The sequence below is a fragment of the Pseudoalteromonas sp. QJM3NY_12 genome (assembly GCF_056173165.1).
Genome location: NZ_CM149661.1, coordinates 1,550,105 through 1,570,609 on the forward strand (window position 1 = coordinate 1,550,105; position 20,505 = coordinate 1,570,609).

Genomic DNA, 20,505 nt, shown 5'->3' on the forward strand with positions numbered 1-20,505 from the left:
GTGGCTTTTTTTGTGTTTTAGTTAGCCCAAAGTTTGCTAGAATGTGCGCATTAGAATAGGGAACTGCATGCCATATTAAGGAAAATAATGCTAAAACATGTCACTAAAAAAATATTTCGTACTAGTCACCTGCAAATCGGTGAGGGTAATATCAGCGGTTATATTGCTTGCTTTTTGGCAATATTAAGTTGCTTAGGAGTGCTTGCATTCCACTTTCCGGAATATTTAACGACTCCAGAACTACGCAAAAGCTATAGCGTCGACTTTTTACGTCAGCTTATGTTTGTTGCCCTTATTATTTCCGGTAGCTTAGGGTTACTTAATTTTGTACGAAATACTAATAAGCGATTGGGTGCCACTGCGTGGTTTTTAATTGTACTGGCCATTAGCTTTGGTGGCCCGAATGTTGAAGTAAATGACTTTGCAGATAACACTCCTTATATTGGCTTAGATTGGTTTATATTAGACTTATTAGGCTCTACCTTAATTTTTATTTTAATCGAAAAACTACTTCCGCATCGAAAAGAGCAAAAAATACTTCGTAGTGAATGGCGCGGAGATTTAAACCACTTCTTTGTGAATCACTTAATAGTTGGCTTTGTATTACTGGTTACTAATCATTTTGTTCATTATGGTTTTGGTTGGGCGGTTTCGAGCACACTGCAAGCTTACATAGCGCAAATGCCGTTTATACTACAGCTATTTTTAATTATTTTGGTGGCTGATTTAATGCAGTATTGGACACATCGTGCTTATCACGAAGTGCCATTTATGTGGCGATTTCATGGTGTGCATCACAGTGCCAAAGAAATGGATTGGCTAGCGGGCTCCCGTCAGCATATTTTAGAAATACTGATCACCCGTAGTTTAGTGTTAACCCCTATATTTGTGCTGGGGTTTTCACAGCAAATAATCAGCTTATATGTAATTATTGTTGGTTTTCAAGCCGTATTTAATCATGCAAACGTGAATGTAAAATTTGGGTGGTTAAAATATTTTATGGTTACTCCGCAGTTTCACCATTGGCATCACGCATCCGATAAAGCTGCCATTGATCGAAATTATGCAGCCCATTTCTCGTTTTTAGATTATTTATTTGGTACTGCGGTAAAAGGCCAAGCAGAGTGGCCTAAAGAATATGGTGTTGTCGGGGACTACATGCCTGTGGGTATGTTAAAGCAACAAATTTACCCGTTTAAAAAACAAAAATAGTCTGTAGTTTTAGATTGTGGCCACAAGATTCATGGCCGCATACAACTATAAAAGCCAACAGACCCTAGTTGTGAGGGGTTATTAATTAACTAATCCATTCTACAAATAACAAAAAGGCCAACTAAGTTGGCCTTTAAACATAACCTATCGCAAGTAAACTCAACGCAGTTGTCGCTGAAGATAGATTTACTATCTAGAGCTCAGATTATTTGCTTAACGATTAAAATTGAGCGTTGTGGTAAACGTTTTGTACGTCGTCACAATCTTCAAGCATGGCTAAAAAGCGCTCCATAACTTCAACGTCTTCGCCTTCAATAGGGGCTTCAACTTGAGGTACAAAGGCAATTAAGTCTTCGTCAAATTCTGTCACACCCATTTCTTCAAGTGCTGTGCGGGTATTGTTGTATTCAGTGTGCGGTGCAAATACGGTTACTTTGCCGTCTTCTACTTCAACGTCGGTAACATCAACATCTGCCATCATCAGCGCTTCAAGTACGGTTTCATCGTCGTCACCGTCAAATACAAAAATAGCAAGGTGATCAAATAAGTGTGATACCGAATTTTGTGCGCCAATTTTAGCGTTTGCTTTGGTAAAACATACACGTACATCAGCAAAAGTACGTTTGTTGTTGTCGGTTAAACAATCAACAATAATCATGCAATTACCTGGGCCGTAACCTTCATAACGCGTGGCTGCATAGTCTTCACCGCCGCCACCTTTAGCTTTATCAATGGCGCGTTCAATTACGTGAGCCGGTACTTGGTCTTTTTTAGCACGTTCAATTAAACGACGTAGTGCTAGGTTTCCGTCTGGATCAACACCGCCATTTTTAGCACAAATATAAATTTCTTTACCGTATTTTGAATAAACTTTAGTTTTAGCACCCGCAGTTTTAGCCATTGAATCTTTTTTGTTTTGGTAAGCTCTTCCCATCTGCGTTTCGCCTTAATATGTATAAATAATTGATAAAAATTTGCAAGCCCATATTCTAAAGGTAAATGCCGGGCAGGGCTAGTAAGTATTGTTAGTAGCCAAAAATAAAACAACCCGCATAAGCGGGCTGTTTATTTGTTACAAACGATGAACGGTTGTCAGGGTATTACCAAATACGAACGCGTTCTTCTTCTGGTAGGTACAACTCATCACCTGGTTTTACATCAAATGCTTTATACCAAGCGTCGTGGTTACGAGGTGCTTGTGCTCTAAAGCGACCTGGTGCGTGAGTACCACCACGTAATTGGTTTAACATGCTTTGCTCAGTACGTTTTTCTTTCCATACTTGTGCCCATGCTAAGAAGAAACGTTGATCGCCGGTTACACCATCAATTACCGGTGCTTCTTTACCATTTAGGCTTAGTTTGTAAGCATGATAAGCCATGGCTAAACCACCCACATCACCAATATTTTCACCTAAGCTGTTGCGGCCATTTACAAAGTTACCTGGAATTGGTTCGTATTTGCTGTACTGAGCTGCCAGTTTGTCAGCTTTGGCATCAAAAGCAGCACGATCTTCATCAGTCCACCAATTACGTTGTATGCCGTTAGCGTCAGATTTTGAGCCTTGATCATCAAAACCATGACCCATTTCGTGGCCAATCACAGCGCCAATGCCACCGTAGTTTACTGCTGGATCTGCATTTGGATCGAAAAACGGTGGTTGTAATATAGCGGCAGGGAATACAATTTCGTTAAATGAACTATTGTAGTAAGCGTTAACACGTTGTGGTGTCATGCCCCAACGATTACGATCGGTCTTTTTCAGCTCTTTTTCTACACTTTCAGCCTGGAAAAACTCACGCATATTTTTTACATTATTCATTAAATCATTGTTGCTAATGCTTAAGCCTTCATATGATTGCCATTCATCTGGGTAACCAATTTTTGGTACAAATGCCGCTAATTTTGCACGCGCGTTCACTTTTGTTTCTGCACCCATCCAATCTAAGTTATCAATACGCTCACCAAGGGCTGTGCGTAAGTTTTCAACTAGCTCAGACATTTGTTGCTTAGATGACTCAGGGAAATAACGAGCTACGTAAATTTTACCAATTGCAAAGCCTAATGAGCTAGTGCCTGACATTTGGCTGATAGCGCGTTTCCAGCGTGGACGTGGCTCTTGTTGACCATTTAACTCTTTTCCATAAAAAGCAAAGTTGGTGTTAAATATCTCTTCAGACAACAGCCCAGCGTTACCATTAATTGCATGATACGTTAGGTAGTCTTTCCATACGCTTAAATCTTCGTTATTGATTAAGTCAATCATGGCTTTAACAGGTTCAGGCTGCGATACGTTTAATTGTGGTACTTTATAACCTGTTTGCGCAAAGTATAAATCCCAGTTAAATCCTGGGTATTGTGTACTTAACTCATCGCGTTTTACTTGGTTTAGGGTTAAATCACGATTACGGCGTTTTTCACGAGGCCAATGACCTTCTGCAATTTTGGTTTCAAGCGCTAAAATCGCTTGTGCACGCTCTGTGGTATTATCAACCCCTGCAAATTTAAGCATATCGGCAATATGTGCCACATACGCTTCACGAGTTTTTACAAAACGTTCTGCATCTTCAAGGTAGTATGAGCGATCGGGTAAGCCTAAGCCACCTGCACCTAATGACATTTCGTATTTATTGGGATCTAAACGGTTAAACCACATACCGCCGCCAAGTGGTGCACTTACACCCGTAAGCCAAGATTGGCCAAATACTTTTGCCAAATCATCAGTAGAGGCAACCGAATTGATGTCGTTAAGCAACGGCTTAATTGGCGTTATACCAAGTTTATTAAGTGTCTCGGTATCCATGTACGAATTATAAAAGTCAGCGACCAGTTGCTCTTCGGCGTTTAAGTTTTCACGTGCTGCAATGTCTTCAATAATTTCTTTAACGCGATCTTCACTGCGCTCAGCTAGCGCAGAGAATGCACCGTAGCGGGTTTTATCTGCTGGCATTTCGTAGTTGTCGTACCATGAACCACTGGCGTACATGAAGAAATCGTCGCCTGGCTTTACAGCTTCGTTACGCGCAGTTAAATCAACTCCAAACGTGCCTAATTCGGCTTGCTCTGTTGCTTGTGGTTTTTCTGCAACTGCTGCTACTTGCTCAGTTTTTGTTATTTGTGGCTCAGAACAGCCGGTAATAAATGTAGCGGCGAGTGCCGCTGCAATTAAACTTTTTTTCATTACTTTCCCCTATGAATTCACGTTATTTAATTCGTTATATATTTTTGTTATAAAAATAGCTACTTGATTGTATTGATAACTTCACTGCAAACAAACCTTTTGAGGTGAATAACCGTACCGGTCGATAAGATAAATGAAATACTAGCAAAATAGCAAAAAAGCACTCAGATACTTCAATCGTACCCGAGAGGCTTAGTTTATTGCGCCTTTGACTGTTTTTGTTGCAAGGTCCACATATGCGCATATTCACCATTTTGCATGAGTAATTCATCATGTTTACCTTGCTCTACTACTTCTCCCGCCTTAAGCACGATAATAGTATCGGCATCGGTAATTGTTGATAAGCGATGCGCAATAACAATACTTGTGTGGTTAGAGGCAACCTCTTGCATAGCGTTTAATATGGCTTGTTCAGATTGTGAGTCGAGCGCGGAAGTGGCTTCGTCAAAAATTAAAATTGGCGATTGTTTTAAAATAGCGCGAGCAATAGCAATACGTTGTTTTTCGCCACCAGAGACTTTTAGTCCGCGTTCACCTACTAAGGTTTTATCGCCTTTATCTAGGCTATTAATAAAGTTTGTTAGATGCGCCATGTTTATAGCTTTGTTTACTTCATCTTCACAGGCGCTGGGTCTGCCGTAGTGAATATTTTCGCGTATACTGGTATTAAATAACACAGTATCTTGCGGCACTATGGCAATAGCTTTACGCAAACTTGCCAAGGTGACCGTGTTTATGGCTTGATTATCAATTTTTATAGCGCCCGATGAAAGTTCATAAAAACGGTATAACAAGCGGGCTAACGAGCTTTTACCTGCGCCACTAGCACCTACAACCGCTACCTTAGCACCAGAGTTTACATTAAAACTGACGTTCTTAAGAATAGGACGCTTGCTATCGTAGCTAAAGCTGACGTTTTCAAAGCTAATTGCCCCATTTTTGAGTGCTAATGGTTGCGCGGTTTCGCTATCTGCTACTTTGGGGGAGGTATTTAATAACCCAAGCATGTTTTCAAGGTCGGTAAGGGCACGGCGTATTTCACGGTACACAAATCCCAAAAAGTTAAGCGGTAAAAATAATTGGATCATATACGCATTGATCATTACCAGCTCACCAATCGTTAACTCGCCGGTAACCACTTCATTGGCGCCAAGCCACATTAATGCGGTTATGGCACATGCAATGATCAGTGCTTGCCCTGAATTAAGCGCCAGTAACGAGAGTCTGTTTTTTAATCGTGCTTGTTCCCAGGTTGCTAAAAATGTGTCGTAAGTTTGGGCTTCATGCTGTTCATTATTAAAGTATTTTACGGTTTCGTAATTTAATAGACTGTCGATGGCACGGGTGTTACTTTGATTATCAGCAGCGTTTGACTCACGAATAAAGCGGTTTCGCCATTGGGTAACCGTCACGGTAAAAAAAATATAAATAGCCACAGCCAATAGGGTGATCAGCGCAAACCAAATAGAAAACAAGCTGCCAAAAATAATCGCCACAGTCATTATTTCAAACAACGTGGGCACAATATTAAACATTAAAAAACGCATTAAAAAGCTTAAGCCACTGGTGCCGCGCTCTATGTCTCGACTTATGCCGCCAGTTTGCCTGTCTAAATGAAAAGCTAAATCTAATGAGTGCAAATGTTTAAACACTTTAAGTCCAATATCTCGCATGGCATGCTCGGTGACTCGCGAAAATACCGCATCGCGTACTTCACCCAAAAATACGCTAGCAAAGCGCAATGCGCCGTACATAACGAGTAATAAAGTAGGAACGAGCAGTAGTGGGTTAATTGATTTATCAACCGAATCAATTATTTCTTTTAAAGCCCATGGCATGAGTAATGTCGCGCCTTTAGCACCGACTAGCGCTAATATGGCAATCAGCACACGGCCTTTAAATTTAGTGATATAAGGCCAAAGAGTTTGAATGCTTTGTTTTAAATTCATGGCGTCGGGGCGTTTTACTGAACTTTGTCTGGAGCGCATCGAGGATCTCAGTATTTGATATTATATAAATGAATTAGCTTAAGAACGGCTATTGTATTTTAATTAGCTGCCCTTATATACTAGCTATCCTTTATTTTAGTTTTAAATGACCAATGTTTAAATTTCGCGTTTTTTTAGCTACTTGCTTGTTTTTTGCTGCACTCTTTAGTGTGCAAAGCCATGCTATGGCCTTAAAGCACGAATTAAACAGTAACCAAAGCAGTTATAGCGATGTTATTAATGTTGACCATTTAACTAACACTCCTACACCTACAAAATCGCTTGGCGATTTACAGCATAAAAACTCAAAGCATTCTGATTTTGCTGCTCATCAACCTAGGTTAACAGCCAATAACTCATTTTTATTTTTACATAGTGCGCAGGGCGATCCTGAATACGATGTAGTGCATGAGTTTTTTGCCCTAAATGGCTGTAGGCATATTTTTTTGCGACCGCAAGCAGTCACTATAAATCAGCCTTGGTATACTTGGGTATTTAAGAGTAAAAAGTCGCGCTTGAGCGGCTGGAAAGACGCTAACCTGTTATACACCGCTGTAAGTACCTACCACGCTTAAAGTTCCTTATTTAATGTTAATTGGTTTTAACGCATCGCGTTTTGACCTGCAGATTAATTGTGCCTAATAGGTACGTTACTGGGCTATGCCTAGTAATAAGGAATAACTATGTTAAGTCTAAAAAAAGAGAAAAAGCCATTTAAGGCTAAGTTTAAATTGAGCTATGTAGCCATGCTGATTGTATTAGTGTTACTAGCAATAAGCGCCTTACCTAATTTATATCCCAATAAGTCATGGTTGCATATTAGTGCAGCTTCTAATGTTAAAACGCAAGTAATGCCAAGTACTGAGAACCTAGTTAGCTTTTTAAATAGCCAAGGTTTTGAAGTTAGTGAAAGTTTAAAAGACCCAGCACATATTAATGTACTTTTAAATACGCCTACACAAAGTGCGCAGGCTCAAGCGGCTTTAAAATCAAACTTTCCAAATACACAGGTTAAAATTGTTGAACATGCAACCAGCCCTGTTTGGTTACAAGAGTTTGGCTTATCGCCCATAAAGCTGGGTCTTGATTTAAACGGCGGGGTATTGTTTGTACTTGATGTTGATTTAGAAAAAGCGATAGATGAGCAATTGCTCAGTGCATATCAACAGACAAAAGCCATTATTGTTAAACAAAAAGCCTATGGCGTTAAAGCGCAGCAGATTAATCAGGGCTTTGAAATAAGTGCGCTTGAGAATGCTGACGATAAGCTAACAGTTGTTATAAAAGAGCTTAAAAGCCGTTTTGAAAACCTCACTACAACCACATCAACTAATGGCAACTTACAGGTCGTTAAAGTGAGTTATTCTGAGCAAGGGCGCAGCGCATTTGATAAAGAAGTGATGAGTCAAACACTTACGACACTTCGCTCACGCATTGAAGAGCTCGGCATAACTGAGGCCGTTACACAGCGCCAAGGTAAGCAGCGCATTCGTATTGAGCTACCCGGCGTGCAAGATCCAGCTGAAGCAAAACGCATAATTGGTGCAACCGCGTCATTGGGGTTTTATCAACTTAAAGAGAGAGGCGGGCAAACGTTTAATTTGCAATCGGGAGGGACCATTAAGCTTGACCCTGTACCTATATTTACCGGTGAGCATATTAATAACGCTAATATAGGGCGTGATGATTGGGGTAAACCTTTGGTACAACTGAGCTTAGATGGCCAAGGTGGCGATGCTATGTCGGCTTTTTCAAAGGCGAATATAGGTAAACCTATGGCAACGCTCTATTCAGAGTATTCACAAAATGCCAAAGGTGAAGTGGTTAAAAAAAGCGAAGTTATTAATGTAGCGAACATTGCCCAGCATTTAAGCTCGCGTTTTAGTATAACCAATATGCAAAGCCAACAAGCGGCTGCCGATTTAGCGCTATTACTACGCGCAGGATCACTCACTGCGCCCGTAACTATAGTGCATGAGCAAACTATTGGTCCAAGCCTTGGCCAAGACAATATTAATAATGGATTAGCAGCGCTAATGTTAGGCATGGGTTTAACGCTTTCGTTTATGGCACTGTGGTACCGCCGTTTAGGGCTTATTGCAAATGTTGCGTTAATTTTAAACTTAACCTCTTTAGTGGGGCTAATGTCGTTATTACCTGGGGTGGTTTTAACTCTTCCAGGGATAGCAGGCTTAGTATTAACTATAGGAATGGCGGTTGATACTAACGTGATTATATTTGAGCGCATAAAAGAAGAGCGTCGCAAAGGTCGTCCCCCGTATCAAGCGATACAAGAGGGCTATAAACAAGCTGCGAATACGATTTTAGATGCCAATATTACCACCATGATCACCGCGATTATTTTATATGGCATAGGTTATGGCCCTGTAAAAGGCTTTGCGATAACGCTGGCGCTTGGTCTTATCACATCGGTATTTACTGGTGTGTATGTATCGAAATATTTAAGCCAAAGCTTATATTTAAAGCTGGGTAAAAAAGCAGGAGTAAACGCGCATGCTTAACACTTTTTTTAAATGTGAGACAGGGTCACGTATGCGTTATATAGGCTTGCTTATAAGTGCCATGTTTGTGTTGTTATCGGTATTCACCATTGCACAAAAAGGGCTTAATTTTGGCCTTGATTTTACGGGTGGTTATTTAACAGAATTTACCACCAGCCAAGGTGTTGAACTAAAACAGCTTGAGCAATTTATTGCTAAAAACCACCAAGGTGAATTTGAACTTACAGCACAGGGCAATAATCATTTTCAATTAACGCAAGCGCCAAGTGAGGAAGCTAATAATGATGCTTGGAAAACCGCGATTAGCCAAAACCCAACTATAAATGCTGAGGTTTTATCATCGGCTTATATTGGCTCTCAAGTGGGTGATGAATTATTTGAGCAAGGCTGCTTAGCCTTATTTGCTGCTATGGTAGCGGTAATGATTTATTTAGCTGTTCGGTTTGAGTGGCGTTTGGCATTAGGCTCTGTGGTGGCTTTATTACATGATTTAGTGCTGGTGGTTGGCTTATTTTCGTGGTTACAAATAGAGTTTAATCTAACCGTTTTAGCCAGTTTATTGGCAATAATTGGCTACTCCCTAAATGACTCAATAATAGTGGGTGATAGGGTACGTGAGCTATTACGCATACCAACAAACATCACACTCAAACCAAGCAGTATTATCAACAGTGCTATTAAAAGCACCTTAACTCGTACGCTTATTACCTCAGGAACTACGCTCGCAACGGTGGCAAGTGTTTGGCTGTTAGCTGGCACGCCGCTGCAGGGGTTTGCCATTGCTTTGTTTGCAGGAATCGTCGTAGGCACGCTGTCGTCTATTTGTATTGCTGCTACATTACCTGAGCTACTTGGGTTAAGTGCTAAAAACTACGATAAGCAAGTGGATCAGCAAACGCAGGCATTAATGGATATGCCATAGCCTTAAATTAGCATTGTTGTTACACAGCAAAGGGATAGTGTTCGATGTGGCAACAATGCTAAAATAACAAATTATTTTATCGAATTGAGTGAATTCTCCAAATGATTAAAGCCCATGTTACTGAGCACCTGCGGTTTGCCTTAGATGAGCAACTAAACACTGCTAAAATTGCAGCTCAAACAGCTCACGATACCGCTACCCATGAAGAAAGTATTGCAGAGACCCAATACGATACCCTTGGGCTTGAAGCTGCCTATTTAGCACAAGGCCATGCAGAGCGAGTTAATGAGTGCTATAAAGAAATACAACTATTTGAAGCCATATACAACGAACCCGTTACAGACACTATCGCTATAAGCTCATTGGTATGTTTAGAAGACGATGCCAGCACACAAAAATGGTTTTATTTAGGCCCAGCAGCTGGTGGATTAACCGTTGATATTAAAGGCACAACTATTCAAGTACTTACCTCTGGTGCCCCTTTAGGGCAACAGTTATTAGGTAAACAAGTCGATGATGAAGTTAGTTTAACTATCGGTGATGTAAAACATAGTTACGATGTGGTTAAAGTACTTTAAATGTAGTTTGTATTTGTCTCTTACTCAGAGGCGCAGCATCTCGTAGGCCTCTTTGTTAAATTATTGCCTAAACTTATAGAATAAAATTAAAGATGAGCTTTTTATGAACTTAATATTGGTCAGTGATATTTTTGGTAAAACAACGGCTTTAAAAGTATTAGCTGAAAAGCTAAACGCTCAATATATTGTCGATCCCTATGGCGGGGTTGATATGGCATTTAACAGTGAACAGCAGGCCTATGAGTATTTTAGTCAGCATATTGGCCTTGATGAGTATGTAGCTATTTTACAAAAAGCGATTAAACCACTCGCTGACAACACTATATTGATAGGTTTTAGTGTTGGCGCATCGGCAATTTGGTCAATGTCTGCACACCCGGCGATTAAAACGATAGCTAAGGGCATTTGTTTTTACAGCTCGCAAATTAGGCACCATACAGATATACAACCACAATTTGAGATTGAACTCATATTTCCCTATTATGAGCCGCACTTTGATGTTAAATCACTACAGGTGGAGCTTGCAACAAAGGCTAATGTTAGCGCAAAGCGTGTTGAATACTTACATGGTTTTATGAACCCACACTCGAGTAACTTTAATCAGAATGCTTACGATCAAACATTAGCTGCGCTATCTAAAGAGCTAAAAAATTAGCAGTTAAGCGTTATTACTTTCTGTAATTTTCTACAAGTGAGGTTATGTAATTTCAGGCTTTTTTCACAAACTTGGCCGTTACCATCATTTCGCCAATGCCATCGACTTTACAATCTAGTTGGTGATCTTTTTTATCAAGCACACGTCTAACTACCGCTTTAGTACCAATTTTTATAACCTGAGAACTGCCTTTAATTTTTAAATCTTTGGCAACGGTTACTTTGTCACCATCGGCTAGTAAAGTGCCGTTTGCATCTTTTACCAAAATAGCGTCTTCATCGCTTGTATTATTTGGGTTCCATTCATAAGCACATTCTGGGCATATAAGCAGCTGTTGGTCTTCGTAAATGTATTCACATTGGCATTTAGGGCAAGCGGGAAGAGACATAATGATCACTTTTAGTGGTAAATTTTGGCTATTTTAAAACACAAATTAACAATAAAAAAGTTCATCAAAAATTTTTATCTTCACGCTAAAAATATCTCGTTTGTGTGTATGTAAAAAAGGGCTTATAAATCACATGTCGCTTAAGCAATTTAAGCGCTAACGTTTATAGTAGATATTCGTTAAAGCACCTATCGTATTAAGTGATTTGCTATTTGCTGCACTTAGTGCGATAGGTGTTTCTATTTGCTGTTTAACTACCTGAGCTAACTAGCCAGGGATTTTTATATTTTGACTTAACTAGGAAAAGTCGTGTTTAAAACCTTAATAGTGGTTGATAACAACGAGCAAGCACTTGCTCTTTCATTTGAAAATGTAATTACATTTGACACCTATTTACGAGATTACCCCAAACGTAACGAACCTAAAACCCGCATTATTAATTTATGCGACTCAAGCCAATACTTGAGTAAGGGTTATTATTGTTCATTGCTTGCAGAAGCCCGCAAACACCAAGTATTACCAAGCGTTAAAACAATAAACGCGCTTAGAAGTGGACAAGCACCTATTTTAAATACTGGGCATATTGATGGCGCAGTTTATTTTGGTAATGCTCTAAATGAATTGCAAAGTAAAGCGGCTAAATCGGTATTTAAACAATACCCAGCTCCTATTTTATTTGTCGATCAGCAAGGTTTATTGCAACAAGGCTCTTTAACCTCATTAAGTGAGCAACAATATGCTGCGTTTATTGAAAAGCTCAATGAGTTTACCCAAACGCAATGGCGTATTGGTAAAGTAGAGCGCCGTTTTCGTTGGGATATGGCGATATTGGTTGATCATAACGAAAAAGTACCGCCAAGCGATAAAGATGCAATTACACGTTTTATAAAAGCAGCAGCGAAACATGGTATTAACGCAAAAGCACTTAGCTTTGAGGAAATAGATAATATTGCCCAATTTGATGCGTTGTTTATTCGTCAAACAACAGCGATTGATCACCCAACCTACCGCCTTGCAAGTAAAGCGCAAAGCCTTGGTTTAGTGGTGATTGACGATGCGGAGTCTATTTTACGGTGCTGTAATAAAGTGTACTTACATGATGCATTTAATTATCAAAAAGTACCGAGCTTAAAAACCGTGGTGGTGGCAGATCAATCAAAAGACACAATTGAGCAACTAGAAGCGTCGTTTACTTATCCGCTGGTATTAAAAATGCCAGAAGGGTCGTTTTCAAAAGGCGTTTATAAAGTTGCTAATCGTGATGAATTAGAAGCTAAGCTTAGTGAATTATTTGCACTTAGTGCGCTGGTATTGGCACAAGAATACATGTACACCGAATACGATTGGCGCGTAGGGGTACTTAATGGTCGTGCTATTTATGCATGTCGTTATTTAATGGCGCGTAACCATTGGCAAATATACAACCATGACGCAAAACGTTTTTTTTCCGGTGGCTTTGAAACTCTACCAACCTTTGAGTTACCAAAAGCTGTGTTAGACGCTGCTTTAAAGGCCTGCAAAACAGTGGGTAAAGGTTTATACGGTGTAGATGTTAAAGAGCACCAAGGTCGTGCGTATGTATTGGAAGTAAACGACAACCCGAGCATTGATCACAAAGTAGAAGATGGTTACTTAGGTGACGAGCTATACATGATCATTATGGATGAGTTTAAACAGCGTTTAGAAGCACGAGGCCGCGGCTAATGCCTATTGCTCTGTCTGAAAAAGTAATAGTGGCAGAGGCGACCAAGCTAGTTATTCGCCCTGCAATAACCGCTGACTTAAAAGCATTGGTGGCGCTTGAAAATACTTGCTTTAGTAACGATAAGCTAAGTGCGCGTAGTTTAAAGCGCTGGCTTGGGGCTAAACATGGGATTTTATTAGTTGCTGAGCAAAATGCGCAATTATGTGGCTATGGCTTAGTGTGGTGCCATAAAGGCACGCGTTTAGCACGTTTGTACTCGCTGGCCGTATTACCAACGATGCAAGGTAAAGGCATAGCTAAAAAATTACTCAATGAGCTTGAAAAAGCGACCAGTGATCGTGGACGTATTTATTTGCGCCTAGAGGTTGCAGTAAATAACGACAGCGCAATTGGGCTTTATAAAAGTGTGGGGTATCGCGTATTTGGTCAATACAGTGATTATTATGACGATCACAGTGATGCCTTACGCATGCAAAAAAATATACGGCAAACCAGTGAATTGCAGGTTGATCGTTTAACGCCATGGTATCAACAAACTACCGAGTTTACCTGTGGACCTGCTGCGTTATTAATGGCAATGGCTGCTCTTGACTCAAACACAGAGCTGAGTCAGTCACATGAATTAGCTTTGTGGCGTGAAGGCACCACTATTTTTATGACCTCTGGACATGGTGGGTGTCACCCGTTTGGCTTGGCACTGGCTGCAAATAAACGCGGTTTTACAAGTGAGGTAATTGTTAATACATCTGAACCATTATTTTTAGATGGGGTTCGCAGTGATAACAAAAAATCAGTATTGGCCACGGTTCATCAACAGTTTGTTGAGGGTATTGCAGCGGCAAATATTTCAGTTACACAAAAAGATGTTGAATTAACTGACATAGAAAACTGGTTGAGTCAGGGGTTTAGTGTGTTGCTGTTAATTAGTACGTATCGGTTTGATGGTAAAAAATCACCGCACTGGGTGTGTGTCACCCATTTAGATGCACATTGTGTTTACGTACATGACCCATTTTGCGAGCCTGACAATAACAATCAGCTAGCAATTGATTGTCAGTATGTACCAATTGCACGCAGCGACTTTAGCAAAATGTCGGCATTTGGTAGCCAAAGGCTCAGAACGGCAGTTGCTATTGGAAAAGTAAAATAGATTAGGATATTAAGTGACATTTTTAGATTTTATCGATGTAGCGCCATACTCATGGGCAGCTATTGGCACCGCCGCTTTTTGTGGCGCTATTATTGGTATAGAGCGTCAATTGCGCGGTAAACCTGTGGGTATTCGCACATCAGCATTAATAACGTTAGGCACATATTTGTTTTTATCTACGGCGTTTAATTTACAAGGGGATGTGATTGATCATTCTCGTGTAGTGGGGCAAATAATCACGGGTATTGGGTTTTTAGGCGCAGGCGTTATGCTGGCAAAGGATGGTGCCGTGGTAGGGGTTACCTCCGCGGCTACTATTTGGGTGCTTGCGTCTATTGGGGTGATGATCGCAACCGAAAACTTAGGTGCAGCAATTAAGCTTTCTGTATTGGTGGTTGGTATTTTATATGGTGTTGATGTACTCGAAGCTAAGTTTAAAAGCCTCAGCAAAGGTGTACATGCTAAAGTAAAAAGTTATCACAAACGTTATTATCGAAAAGACAGTATAGATAGCGAACGCCACTAAATAGTGGCGTTTTTCATGCGGACAATGTTGCGTTTATTGCGCTAAGTGCATCGTTAATTGGTGCGGGCCGGCCAATAAAATAACCTTGCACACTATCTACATTGAGCTTTCTTAAAGAGTTGAGTTCTTCCTCAGTTTCAATTCCTTCGGCAACAATAGTGCAGTCGATTGCTTTTGCAAACCCACACAGCGCTTTTGCCAGCAAAAATTTACGTTTGTCAGTGTTTATATTTTGTGTGAGGCTAATATCTAATTTAATAATATCGGCTTCAAGCTCTAGTATGTGCTGAAATGATGAAAAGCCTGCGCCTACATCATCAATAGCTAAGCGAAGCCCTCTTTTTCTGAGTGGGGTAAGTGCTGTCCGCATTTTTTCGTAGTCGGAAATTGGTGAATGCTCAGTAATTTCTAATACTAGCCTAGTGCAGTCAATGTTTTGTAATGTATTTTCAAGTGCACCGCTTAGGATATGCGATGGTGAGCAATTAATAGCAATGTAATTTGAATTATTAAATTTGGCTATGTTGGTGACTGCATTTTTAATGGCTAGCATTTCTAAAGCTTCATTTAAGCCAACCTTTTTTGCTTCTTTAAACCATACATCAGGAGTTTTATAAGGTGTAGTAAAAAATCGAGCAAGTGATTCAAAACCCGCAACTTTATTATTTTTTAAACTGAAAATAGGTTGATAGTAAATATTTATATCATTATCGGTAATAATTTGCTGAATAACTGATTTAGTGTGATTGCGCGATACACGTTTGGATAAATTTATTTCAATTAAGCCTGTCGCTATTTCCGAAATAAGATTTAAAAACGATAAATCGCGATCGTTTAAGCTCTCATCATGGTGTGATTTATAACAACAAAAAGTACCGTATAATTTACCGTTTGACAGGTTGATAGGTACACCTATATAAGAGCCTATACCTAACTTTTTGGTCACTGGCATAGCCTTGGTTATTGGGTTTGCGTTGGTATTAGTAATAATAGGGCTAAGCTTGTCATCGGTGATTTTTTGACAATACGTTTCATCAATCGGATCGGCAGTACCCACTTTAACAATTTGGTTTTCAGAGGGATTATCGACCACTTTAAAAACCCGCTCATCGTTAATAAATTCAGATATAAAAGCAACATCCATATCTAAATGTTTACGAACTAACGCAAGTAAGTTAGCTAGCTTAGCTTCAATGGATACGTTATTGTGTTGATCGACAAGCAGCTTGCTAGATTTATCCATCGGCTATTTCTCTATTTGAATTCAAATTAGCTTAGTGAGTAATACTATAATTTATATATATAAAAAGATCTAATCAAGGCTATATCCATCTTTGCTAACCATCAAACGTGAGCATGGTATAGTCAAAACTTAACCAAATAATTTTCGCCTGACTACTTTACGGTATTCGCTGGGTGTTTGGCGTAATACTTTTTTAAATACTCGGGTTAAATGCCCTTGGTCATTGTAGCCAACCTCCAATGCAACCTCTTGAATTGATAAGTTAGTTGAGGCCAATAAGTCTTTAGCACCTTCTACTCGTAGCTGTTGCCAATACTCGATTGGACTTTGGTTAGTGGCACTTCTAAAGCGACGGGTAAAGGTGCGATAACTTAGATTAAATTGAGCCGCAACCTCCTGTAAATTAAGTTCACTGGCTAAATTTGTTTTTAACCAAAATTGCATTTGTGCAATCAGCTCATCTGGGTGCCTATCTACCGCACCCTCTAAGTAACGTTGATCTTCATAGGGTTTACGAATTTCATGGGAAAAATTGCGCTCTACATGTTGCGCTGCTTCTTTACCATAATATTGACTAATAATATGCACGATAACATCAGCAAGTGCATTTAAACTGGCTACGGTATACATACGCTCTGACTGGGTAATAAAAAAATCCGGTTTTAAATTTACATTCGGGTAGTCATGCTTAAACTGCTTAGCATAATGCCAATGGGTAGTAGCGGGGTGCCCGTCAAGTAAACTAGCCTCTGCAACAAAGCAATTACCTGTGCCTACTCCAATTATATGACTTCCTACGGTAAAGCTCTCGATCAGCCAAGTGACTAATTGTTGATTAGCGCGTATCACAGGGCGAGGGTTACGCCAAATGCCTGGCACTATCACTAAATCGCAATAAGGAGAGTTTTCACTTGTACAATCTGGAATAATTGACAGTCCAGTTCGCGTCTTAATGGCATCACTATTTTTAGCCACTAAATGAATAGCCAGAGGTTTAAAGCTGTTTTTATCACTATGGCCTTTAGCAAATGCCTCGCCGGCACGTAGCATTTCAATCGGTAGTGTCAGACTGGTTACCAGCAAGTGTTCAAACACTGCAATACCAATATTTATGGGGGGGGTTAATGGGTTGTTGCTCATTGTGAATGCTCCGACCAGTTGTTTTTGGCCTTTTGTGCCGCTTATTTGGCTATTAAAGCACAAAGACATCTCTATAATCCAATTAAACTAATGTCATATTCTTATAACACGCATTTTAAAGGTAAATTATGACTGCATTACCCGTTATTGTAGGCATGGGAGGCATTAATGCCGCTGGCCGTACTTCTTTTCATCAAGGTTATCGTCGTATCGTGTTAGATAGCTTAGCGGCGCAAGCTCGCCAAGAAACGTTTTTAGGCCTTGCCACATTAATGAACTTGGTGACTACAGTAAACGGCCAACTTGAAGACAGCCAAGGTAATCATGTTGAGCAAAGCGACATTGAAGCACGCTTTGGTGAGCAAATTATTGCTGGTACATTAATTCGAAAAATTGAAAAAGAACATTTTGACGTTGATGCCACACCTTGGCAGCAAAAAATGACGTTAACGGCTTCAGATGATAGTGCAATTGTGTTTGAAACACGTCGTCGTGACTTACCATCGCCTTTACCAAGTAACTGGCAAATAGATGACCTTGATAATAAAAAAGTAAAAGTCACGATTGCTGCTGAGCTAGATGTAAAACATGACTCAACCCGTGATAACCCGATTAAGTCGGCTGGGCAATTTCCAACCGGGTTTGATCCTGCCATTATGTATAACAGCCGCTACCAGCCGCGCGGTTTACAAGCGACCATATTTGCTGCCACCGATGCAATAAAATCAACAGGACTTGATTGGCAACATATTATGAATAGCGTAGAGCCAGATAAAATTGGTACCTATTCAGCATCGGTTATTGGTCAAATGGATGATAAAGGCTTAGGTGGATTAGTTAAAGCGCGTCAGCAGGGCGATCGTGTTAGTACTAAACAGTTAGCGCTGGGTTTAAATACGATGTCGACCGATTTTATTAACGCCTATGTTACTGGGAATGTAGGGACGACTTTTTCAACCTCAGGCGCATGTGCCACATTTTTATATAACTTGCGCGCTGCCGTTAACGATATTCAAGCTGGCCGTACCCGTGTTGCAGTGGTTGCAAGTGTTGAATGTGCGATTACTCCAGAAGTGGTTGAAGGTTTTGGTAATATGAGTGCGCTGGCCAATATTGAAGGTTTGCGCCGTTTAGATAATTTAACCAATGATGACGAGCCTGATTATCGTAAAAGTAGTCGTCCATTTGGTGAGAACTGCGGTTTTACCTTAGGTGAGGGGGCTCAGGTTGCTATATTAATGGATGATGCACTGGCTCTGGAACTCGGTGCAGATATTATGGGCTGTGTGCCGGATGTATTTGTGAATGCCGATGGAGTTAAAAAGTCAATTACCTCACCTGGGCCTGGCAACTACATCACCATGGCGAAATCAGCAGCACTTGCTACTAGCTTGTTAGGTAAAGAGGCACTGCAACAACGTAGCTTTATTTTAGCGCACGGCTCAAGTACGCCACAAAATCGTGTTACTGAATCTTTAATTTATCATAAAGTAGCGCAAACATTTGCTATTGATAACTGGAAAGTGACTGCGCCTAAAGCCTATGTAGGCCATACTATTGCGCCTGCTAGTGGCGATCAGCTTGCGATTGCGTTAGGTGTATTTAGTCATAATATTATGCCAGGTATTACCACCATTGATAAAGTAGCCGACGATGTTTACAGCGAACATTTAGATATTCGTAATAGCCACTACGATTGTGGTGATATGGATATTGCGTTTATTAACTCAAAAGGCTTTGGTGGAAATAATGCAACAGCGACTGTGCTGAGCGCAAAAGTAACCATGCAAATGCTTGCTAAACGCCATGGTGATGCACTGATGAACAGCTATGCTGAAAAACATAGCCAAGTAAAAGATGCACAGCATACTTACCAAACGCAAGCCGATTTAGGTCAATACTCGCTAATTTACCGTTTTGGTGATGGTTTAATTGATGAAAATGAGATTGTTTTAGATGAGCACAGCATTACACTGCCAGGCTTTGAAAAAGCAATTACATTTAGTACAACAAATTCCTATCAAGATATGTTCTAAGCACACATACTTGTTAGCAAGGCGCTTTTATAGCGCCTTTTTTAATGTTTGTTCAAATATACTTAGCAATTAAACTGTGTTTATTTTTTTGCTTCCATGCTAAATAATAATTGGCAAGAACGGCCGTTAAGCCAATTACGACTGCAATAAATAGCAGTGTTGCAACATAGCTCATACCGTATCCAATTGGTAAACCCACCAGTGTTTCGCCATAAGTCATATCAGAAAAACTAAAGCCTAAAACAGGGAGAAGTAACCAACTTATTGCATGCAGTAAATACAAGTGGGCTAAGTACGAGAACATACTGGTTTTACCCAATACTTGTAAAAACTTTGGCGAAAAATCACTTTTTAGCTTACTCAATAGTTTAAGCATAATTAGGCCTATACCAACGGTTAACAACATAAACTGCAGGGAAAGTGGGTATTTGGTCGGGTTTAAAAATGACATAATAGTGAGTAAATAAGAGTCACTAATCGTAAATATTGACGCGTCACCATAAAGATTAAAGCCACGCAAAAGCGTATATAAAACTAGGCAGCTTACACCCAAAATTAAGCCATAATCCATAACTCGGTTACTGTATTGCTTGGCTTTGTAATAAACACCTGCACAATAGGCTAACGCCATTAACCCAACAATAGGAGTTACGGGGTAGGTGGTTCTAATTTTAAAGTTAAAAGGAAGTTCGAGTACATTTTTCTGATGTAAAACAGACCATATCGTATTTGCGATTGTATTTGGCTCAAAGTTGACGGCATCAAATAAGTTGTGGCCAAATACTAAAATTAAGCCCATGGCAAAAATTGCATACAGACCGATTAAGCGTAAAAGCCCTAGAATAATAAATCCCCAACCTATCGCCCAAATAACCTGAGCGTATAACATTGGAAACAGTGGATTAAAGCTCCAAGACCATGACACAATAGTAAATTCAAATAATATAAGCACTAGTCCACGTATAATTAAACTTTTTGAAAAAGCTTGCGTGGAAGTGTATTTATGCTCGGTTATCGCAGCTGAAAGGCCCGCTAAAAATACAAATAATGGCGCACAAAAGTGCGATATAAAACGAGTGAAAAAAGTAAGCGCATCTGTTCCTGGTATGGTCATGGGATCGGTCACTGAATAATTTAGACAATAATACATGCCGTGATCAATCACCATAAATATAATGATAAGACCTCGGAGTAAGTCTATATGGTGTAAACGATTTTGAGATAAAGGGAATGACATAAATATGCTTTGGTATGGATGAAA

At 40.0% G+C, this 20,505-nt stretch carries 17 protein-coding genes; 10 read left to right on the plus strand and 7 right to left on the minus strand.

The annotated features are described in order from the left end of the window. The first annotated feature begins 87 nt into the window (after window positions 1-87). Entirely contained in the window at window positions 88-1,212 is a 1,125-nt protein-coding gene (locus tag AC0VZ5_RS07165) for a sterol desaturase family protein (RefSeq protein ID WP_198523095.1), read from the plus strand. A gap of 220 nt (window positions 1,213-1,432) precedes the next feature. Here the strand turns inward: AC0VZ5_RS07165 and AC0VZ5_RS07170 are convergent, their stop codons facing one another. The 3 genes from AC0VZ5_RS07170 to AC0VZ5_RS07180 all read right to left on the minus strand — a co-directional run bounded on the left by AC0VZ5_RS07170 (window position 1,433) and on the right by AC0VZ5_RS07180 (window position 6,379). Next, window positions 1,433-2,146: a YebC/PmpR family DNA-binding transcriptional regulator gene (locus tag AC0VZ5_RS07170; RefSeq protein ID WP_008110544.1), complete on the minus strand. Its 714-nt coding sequence runs from the start codon at window positions 2,144-2,146 to the stop codon at window positions 1,433-1,435. A 166-nt stretch (window positions 2,147-2,312) separates the two neighbouring features. Beyond that, window positions 2,313-4,391: a M13 family metallopeptidase gene (locus AC0VZ5_RS07175; protein WP_475474691.1), complete on the minus strand. Its 2,079-nt coding sequence runs from the start codon at window positions 4,389-4,391 to the stop codon at window positions 2,313-2,315. Window positions 4,392-4,588: 197 nt separating this feature from the next. After that, the gene (locus AC0VZ5_RS07180) at window positions 4,589-6,379 is read right to left on the minus strand and encodes an ABCB family ABC transporter ATP-binding protein/permease (protein ID WP_475474692.1); all 1,791 of its coding nucleotides are present in this window, start codon (window positions 6,377-6,379) and stop codon (window positions 4,589-4,591) included. 113 nt (window positions 6,380-6,492) lie between these two features. Between AC0VZ5_RS07180 and AC0VZ5_RS07185 the strand changes: the two genes are divergently transcribed. The 5 genes from AC0VZ5_RS07185 (at window position 6,493) to AC0VZ5_RS07205 (ending at window position 11,056) form a co-directional block, all read left to right on the plus strand. After that, a complete protein-coding gene (locus tag AC0VZ5_RS07185) occupies window positions 6,493-6,954 on the plus strand; it encodes a hypothetical protein (protein WP_475474693.1) in 462 nt (153 codons plus the stop codon). 108 nt (window positions 6,955-7,062) lie between these two features. Next, window positions 7,063-8,901 (plus strand): protein translocase subunit SecD, encoded by a 1,839-nt coding sequence (gene secD, locus AC0VZ5_RS07190; protein WP_475474694.1) that lies wholly within the window; start codon window positions 7,063-7,065, stop codon window positions 8,899-8,901. Beyond that, window positions 8,894-9,823 carry a protein translocase subunit SecF gene (secF, locus tag AC0VZ5_RS07195; protein ID WP_138604839.1) on the plus strand — a complete coding sequence of 310 codons (930 nt, stop codon included), beginning with the start codon at window positions 8,894-8,896 and terminating at the stop codon, window positions 9,821-9,823. Before secD ends, secF begins: the two co-directional genes overlap by 8 nt. Before the next feature lie 101 nt (window positions 9,824-9,924). After that, window positions 9,925-10,401: a transcription elongation factor GreAB gene (locus AC0VZ5_RS07200; RefSeq protein ID WP_464708774.1), complete on the plus strand. Its 477-nt coding sequence runs from the start codon at window positions 9,925-9,927 to the stop codon at window positions 10,399-10,401. Window positions 10,402-10,504: 103 nt separating this feature from the next. Then, complete coding sequence (locus AC0VZ5_RS07205; RefSeq protein WP_475474695.1) at window positions 10,505-11,056, plus strand: dienelactone hydrolase family protein; 552 nt, start codon at window positions 10,505-10,507, stop codon at window positions 11,054-11,056. 52 nt (window positions 11,057-11,108) lie between these two features. Here AC0VZ5_RS07205 and AC0VZ5_RS07210 read toward each other — a convergent pair whose 3' ends face one another. After that, on the minus strand, window positions 11,109-11,444 hold the full coding sequence (locus AC0VZ5_RS07210; RefSeq protein ID WP_290169811.1) for a zinc ribbon domain-containing protein YjdM: 336 nt from the start codon (window positions 11,442-11,444) through the stop codon (window positions 11,109-11,111). A 309-nt stretch (window positions 11,445-11,753) separates the two neighbouring features. Here AC0VZ5_RS07210 and AC0VZ5_RS07215 point away from each other — a divergent pair, with 309 nt between their 5' ends. From AC0VZ5_RS07215 to AC0VZ5_RS07225, 3 genes are read left to right on the plus strand one after another with little or no spacing between them, the layout of a single operon-like run. Further along, window positions 11,754-13,148, plus strand: coding sequence for a RimK family protein (locus tag AC0VZ5_RS07215; protein WP_475474696.1), 1,395 nt, complete (start codon window positions 11,754-11,756; stop codon window positions 13,146-13,148). Then, window positions 13,148-14,299, plus strand: coding sequence for a peptidase C39 family protein (locus tag AC0VZ5_RS07220; protein ID WP_475474697.1), 1,152 nt, complete (start codon window positions 13,148-13,150; stop codon window positions 14,297-14,299). The genes AC0VZ5_RS07215 and AC0VZ5_RS07220 overlap by 1 nt, the downstream gene beginning before the upstream one ends. Before the next feature lie 13 nt (window positions 14,300-14,312). After that, window positions 14,313-14,825, plus strand: coding sequence for an MgtC/SapB family protein (locus AC0VZ5_RS07225; protein WP_198523105.1), 513 nt, complete (start codon window positions 14,313-14,315; stop codon window positions 14,823-14,825). Window positions 14,826-14,838: 13 nt separating this feature from the next. Here the strand turns inward: AC0VZ5_RS07225 and AC0VZ5_RS07230 are convergent, their stop codons facing one another. Beyond that, window positions 14,839-16,068, minus strand: a complete 1,230-nt coding sequence (locus AC0VZ5_RS07230; protein WP_475474698.1) for a sensor domain-containing phosphodiesterase — start codon at window positions 16,066-16,068, stop codon at window positions 14,839-14,841. Between the two features lie 129 nt (window positions 16,069-16,197). Further along, on the minus strand, window positions 16,198-17,208 hold the full coding sequence (locus AC0VZ5_RS07235) for a GlxA family transcriptional regulator (RefSeq protein WP_464708764.1): 1,011 nt from the start codon (window positions 17,206-17,208) through the stop codon (window positions 16,198-16,200). Window positions 17,209-17,336: 128 nt separating this feature from the next. On the opposite strand from AC0VZ5_RS07235, the gene AC0VZ5_RS07240 reads away from it, so the two are divergent. Next, window positions 17,337-19,244, plus strand: a complete 1,908-nt coding sequence (locus AC0VZ5_RS07240) for a beta-ketoacyl synthase (RefSeq protein ID WP_475474699.1) — start codon at window positions 17,337-17,339, stop codon at window positions 19,242-19,244. Window positions 19,245-19,296: 52 nt separating this feature from the next. On the opposite strand, the gene AC0VZ5_RS07245 is transcribed toward AC0VZ5_RS07240, so the two are convergent. Beyond that, a complete protein-coding gene (locus AC0VZ5_RS07245) occupies window positions 19,297-20,481 on the minus strand; it encodes an acetyltransferase domain-containing protein (protein WP_475474700.1) in 1,185 nt (394 codons plus the stop codon). Window positions 20,482-20,505 lie beyond the last annotated feature (24 nt).

What these genes read in the sequence shown, in the direction of transcription:
- AC0VZ5_RS07165 (WP_198523095.1), top strand. Translation starts at nt 88, where the DNA reads ATGCTAAAACATGTCACTAAAAAAATATTTCGTACTAGTCACCTGCAA.
- AC0VZ5_RS07185 (WP_475474693.1), top strand. Translation starts at nt 6,493, where the DNA reads ATGTTTAAATTTCGCGTTTTTTTAGCTACTTGCTTGTTTTTTGCTGCA.
- AC0VZ5_RS07230 (WP_475474698.1), bottom strand. Translation starts at nt 16,068, where the DNA reads ATGGATAAATCTAGCAAGCTGCTTGTCGATCAACACAATAACGTATCC.
- AC0VZ5_RS07200 (WP_464708774.1), top strand. Translation starts at nt 9,925, where the DNA reads ATGATTAAAGCCCATGTTACTGAGCACCTGCGGTTTGCCTTAGATGAG.
- AC0VZ5_RS07180 (WP_475474692.1), bottom strand. Translation starts at nt 6,379, where the DNA reads ATGCGCTCCAGACAAAGTTCAGTAAAACGCCCCGACGCCATGAATTTA.
- AC0VZ5_RS07240 (WP_475474699.1), top strand. Translation starts at nt 17,337, where the DNA reads ATGACTGCATTACCCGTTATTGTAGGCATGGGAGGCATTAATGCCGCT.
- secF (WP_138604839.1), top strand. Translation starts at nt 8,894, where the DNA reads ATGCTTAACACTTTTTTTAAATGTGAGACAGGGTCACGTATGCGTTAT.
- AC0VZ5_RS07205 (WP_475474695.1), top strand. Translation starts at nt 10,505, where the DNA reads ATGAACTTAATATTGGTCAGTGATATTTTTGGTAAAACAACGGCTTTA.
- AC0VZ5_RS07245 (WP_475474700.1), bottom strand. Translation starts at nt 20,481, where the DNA reads ATGTCATTCCCTTTATCTCAAAATCGTTTACACCATATAGACTTACTC.
- AC0VZ5_RS07235 (WP_464708764.1), bottom strand. Translation starts at nt 17,208, where the DNA reads ATGAGCAACAACCCATTAACCCCCCCCATAAATATTGGTATTGCAGTG.
- AC0VZ5_RS07175 (WP_475474691.1), bottom strand. Translation starts at nt 4,391, where the DNA reads ATGAAAAAAAGTTTAATTGCAGCGGCACTCGCCGCTACATTTATTACC.
- AC0VZ5_RS07170 (WP_008110544.1), bottom strand. Translation starts at nt 2,146, where the DNA reads ATGGGAAGAGCTTACCAAAACAAAAAAGATTCAATGGCTAAAACTGCG.
- secD (WP_475474694.1), top strand. Translation starts at nt 7,063, where the DNA reads ATGTTAAGTCTAAAAAAAGAGAAAAAGCCATTTAAGGCTAAGTTTAAA.
- AC0VZ5_RS07220 (WP_475474697.1), top strand. Translation starts at nt 13,148, where the DNA reads ATGCCTATTGCTCTGTCTGAAAAAGTAATAGTGGCAGAGGCGACCAAG.
- AC0VZ5_RS07210 (WP_290169811.1), bottom strand. Translation starts at nt 11,444, where the DNA reads ATGTCTCTTCCCGCTTGCCCTAAATGCCAATGTGAATACATTTACGAA.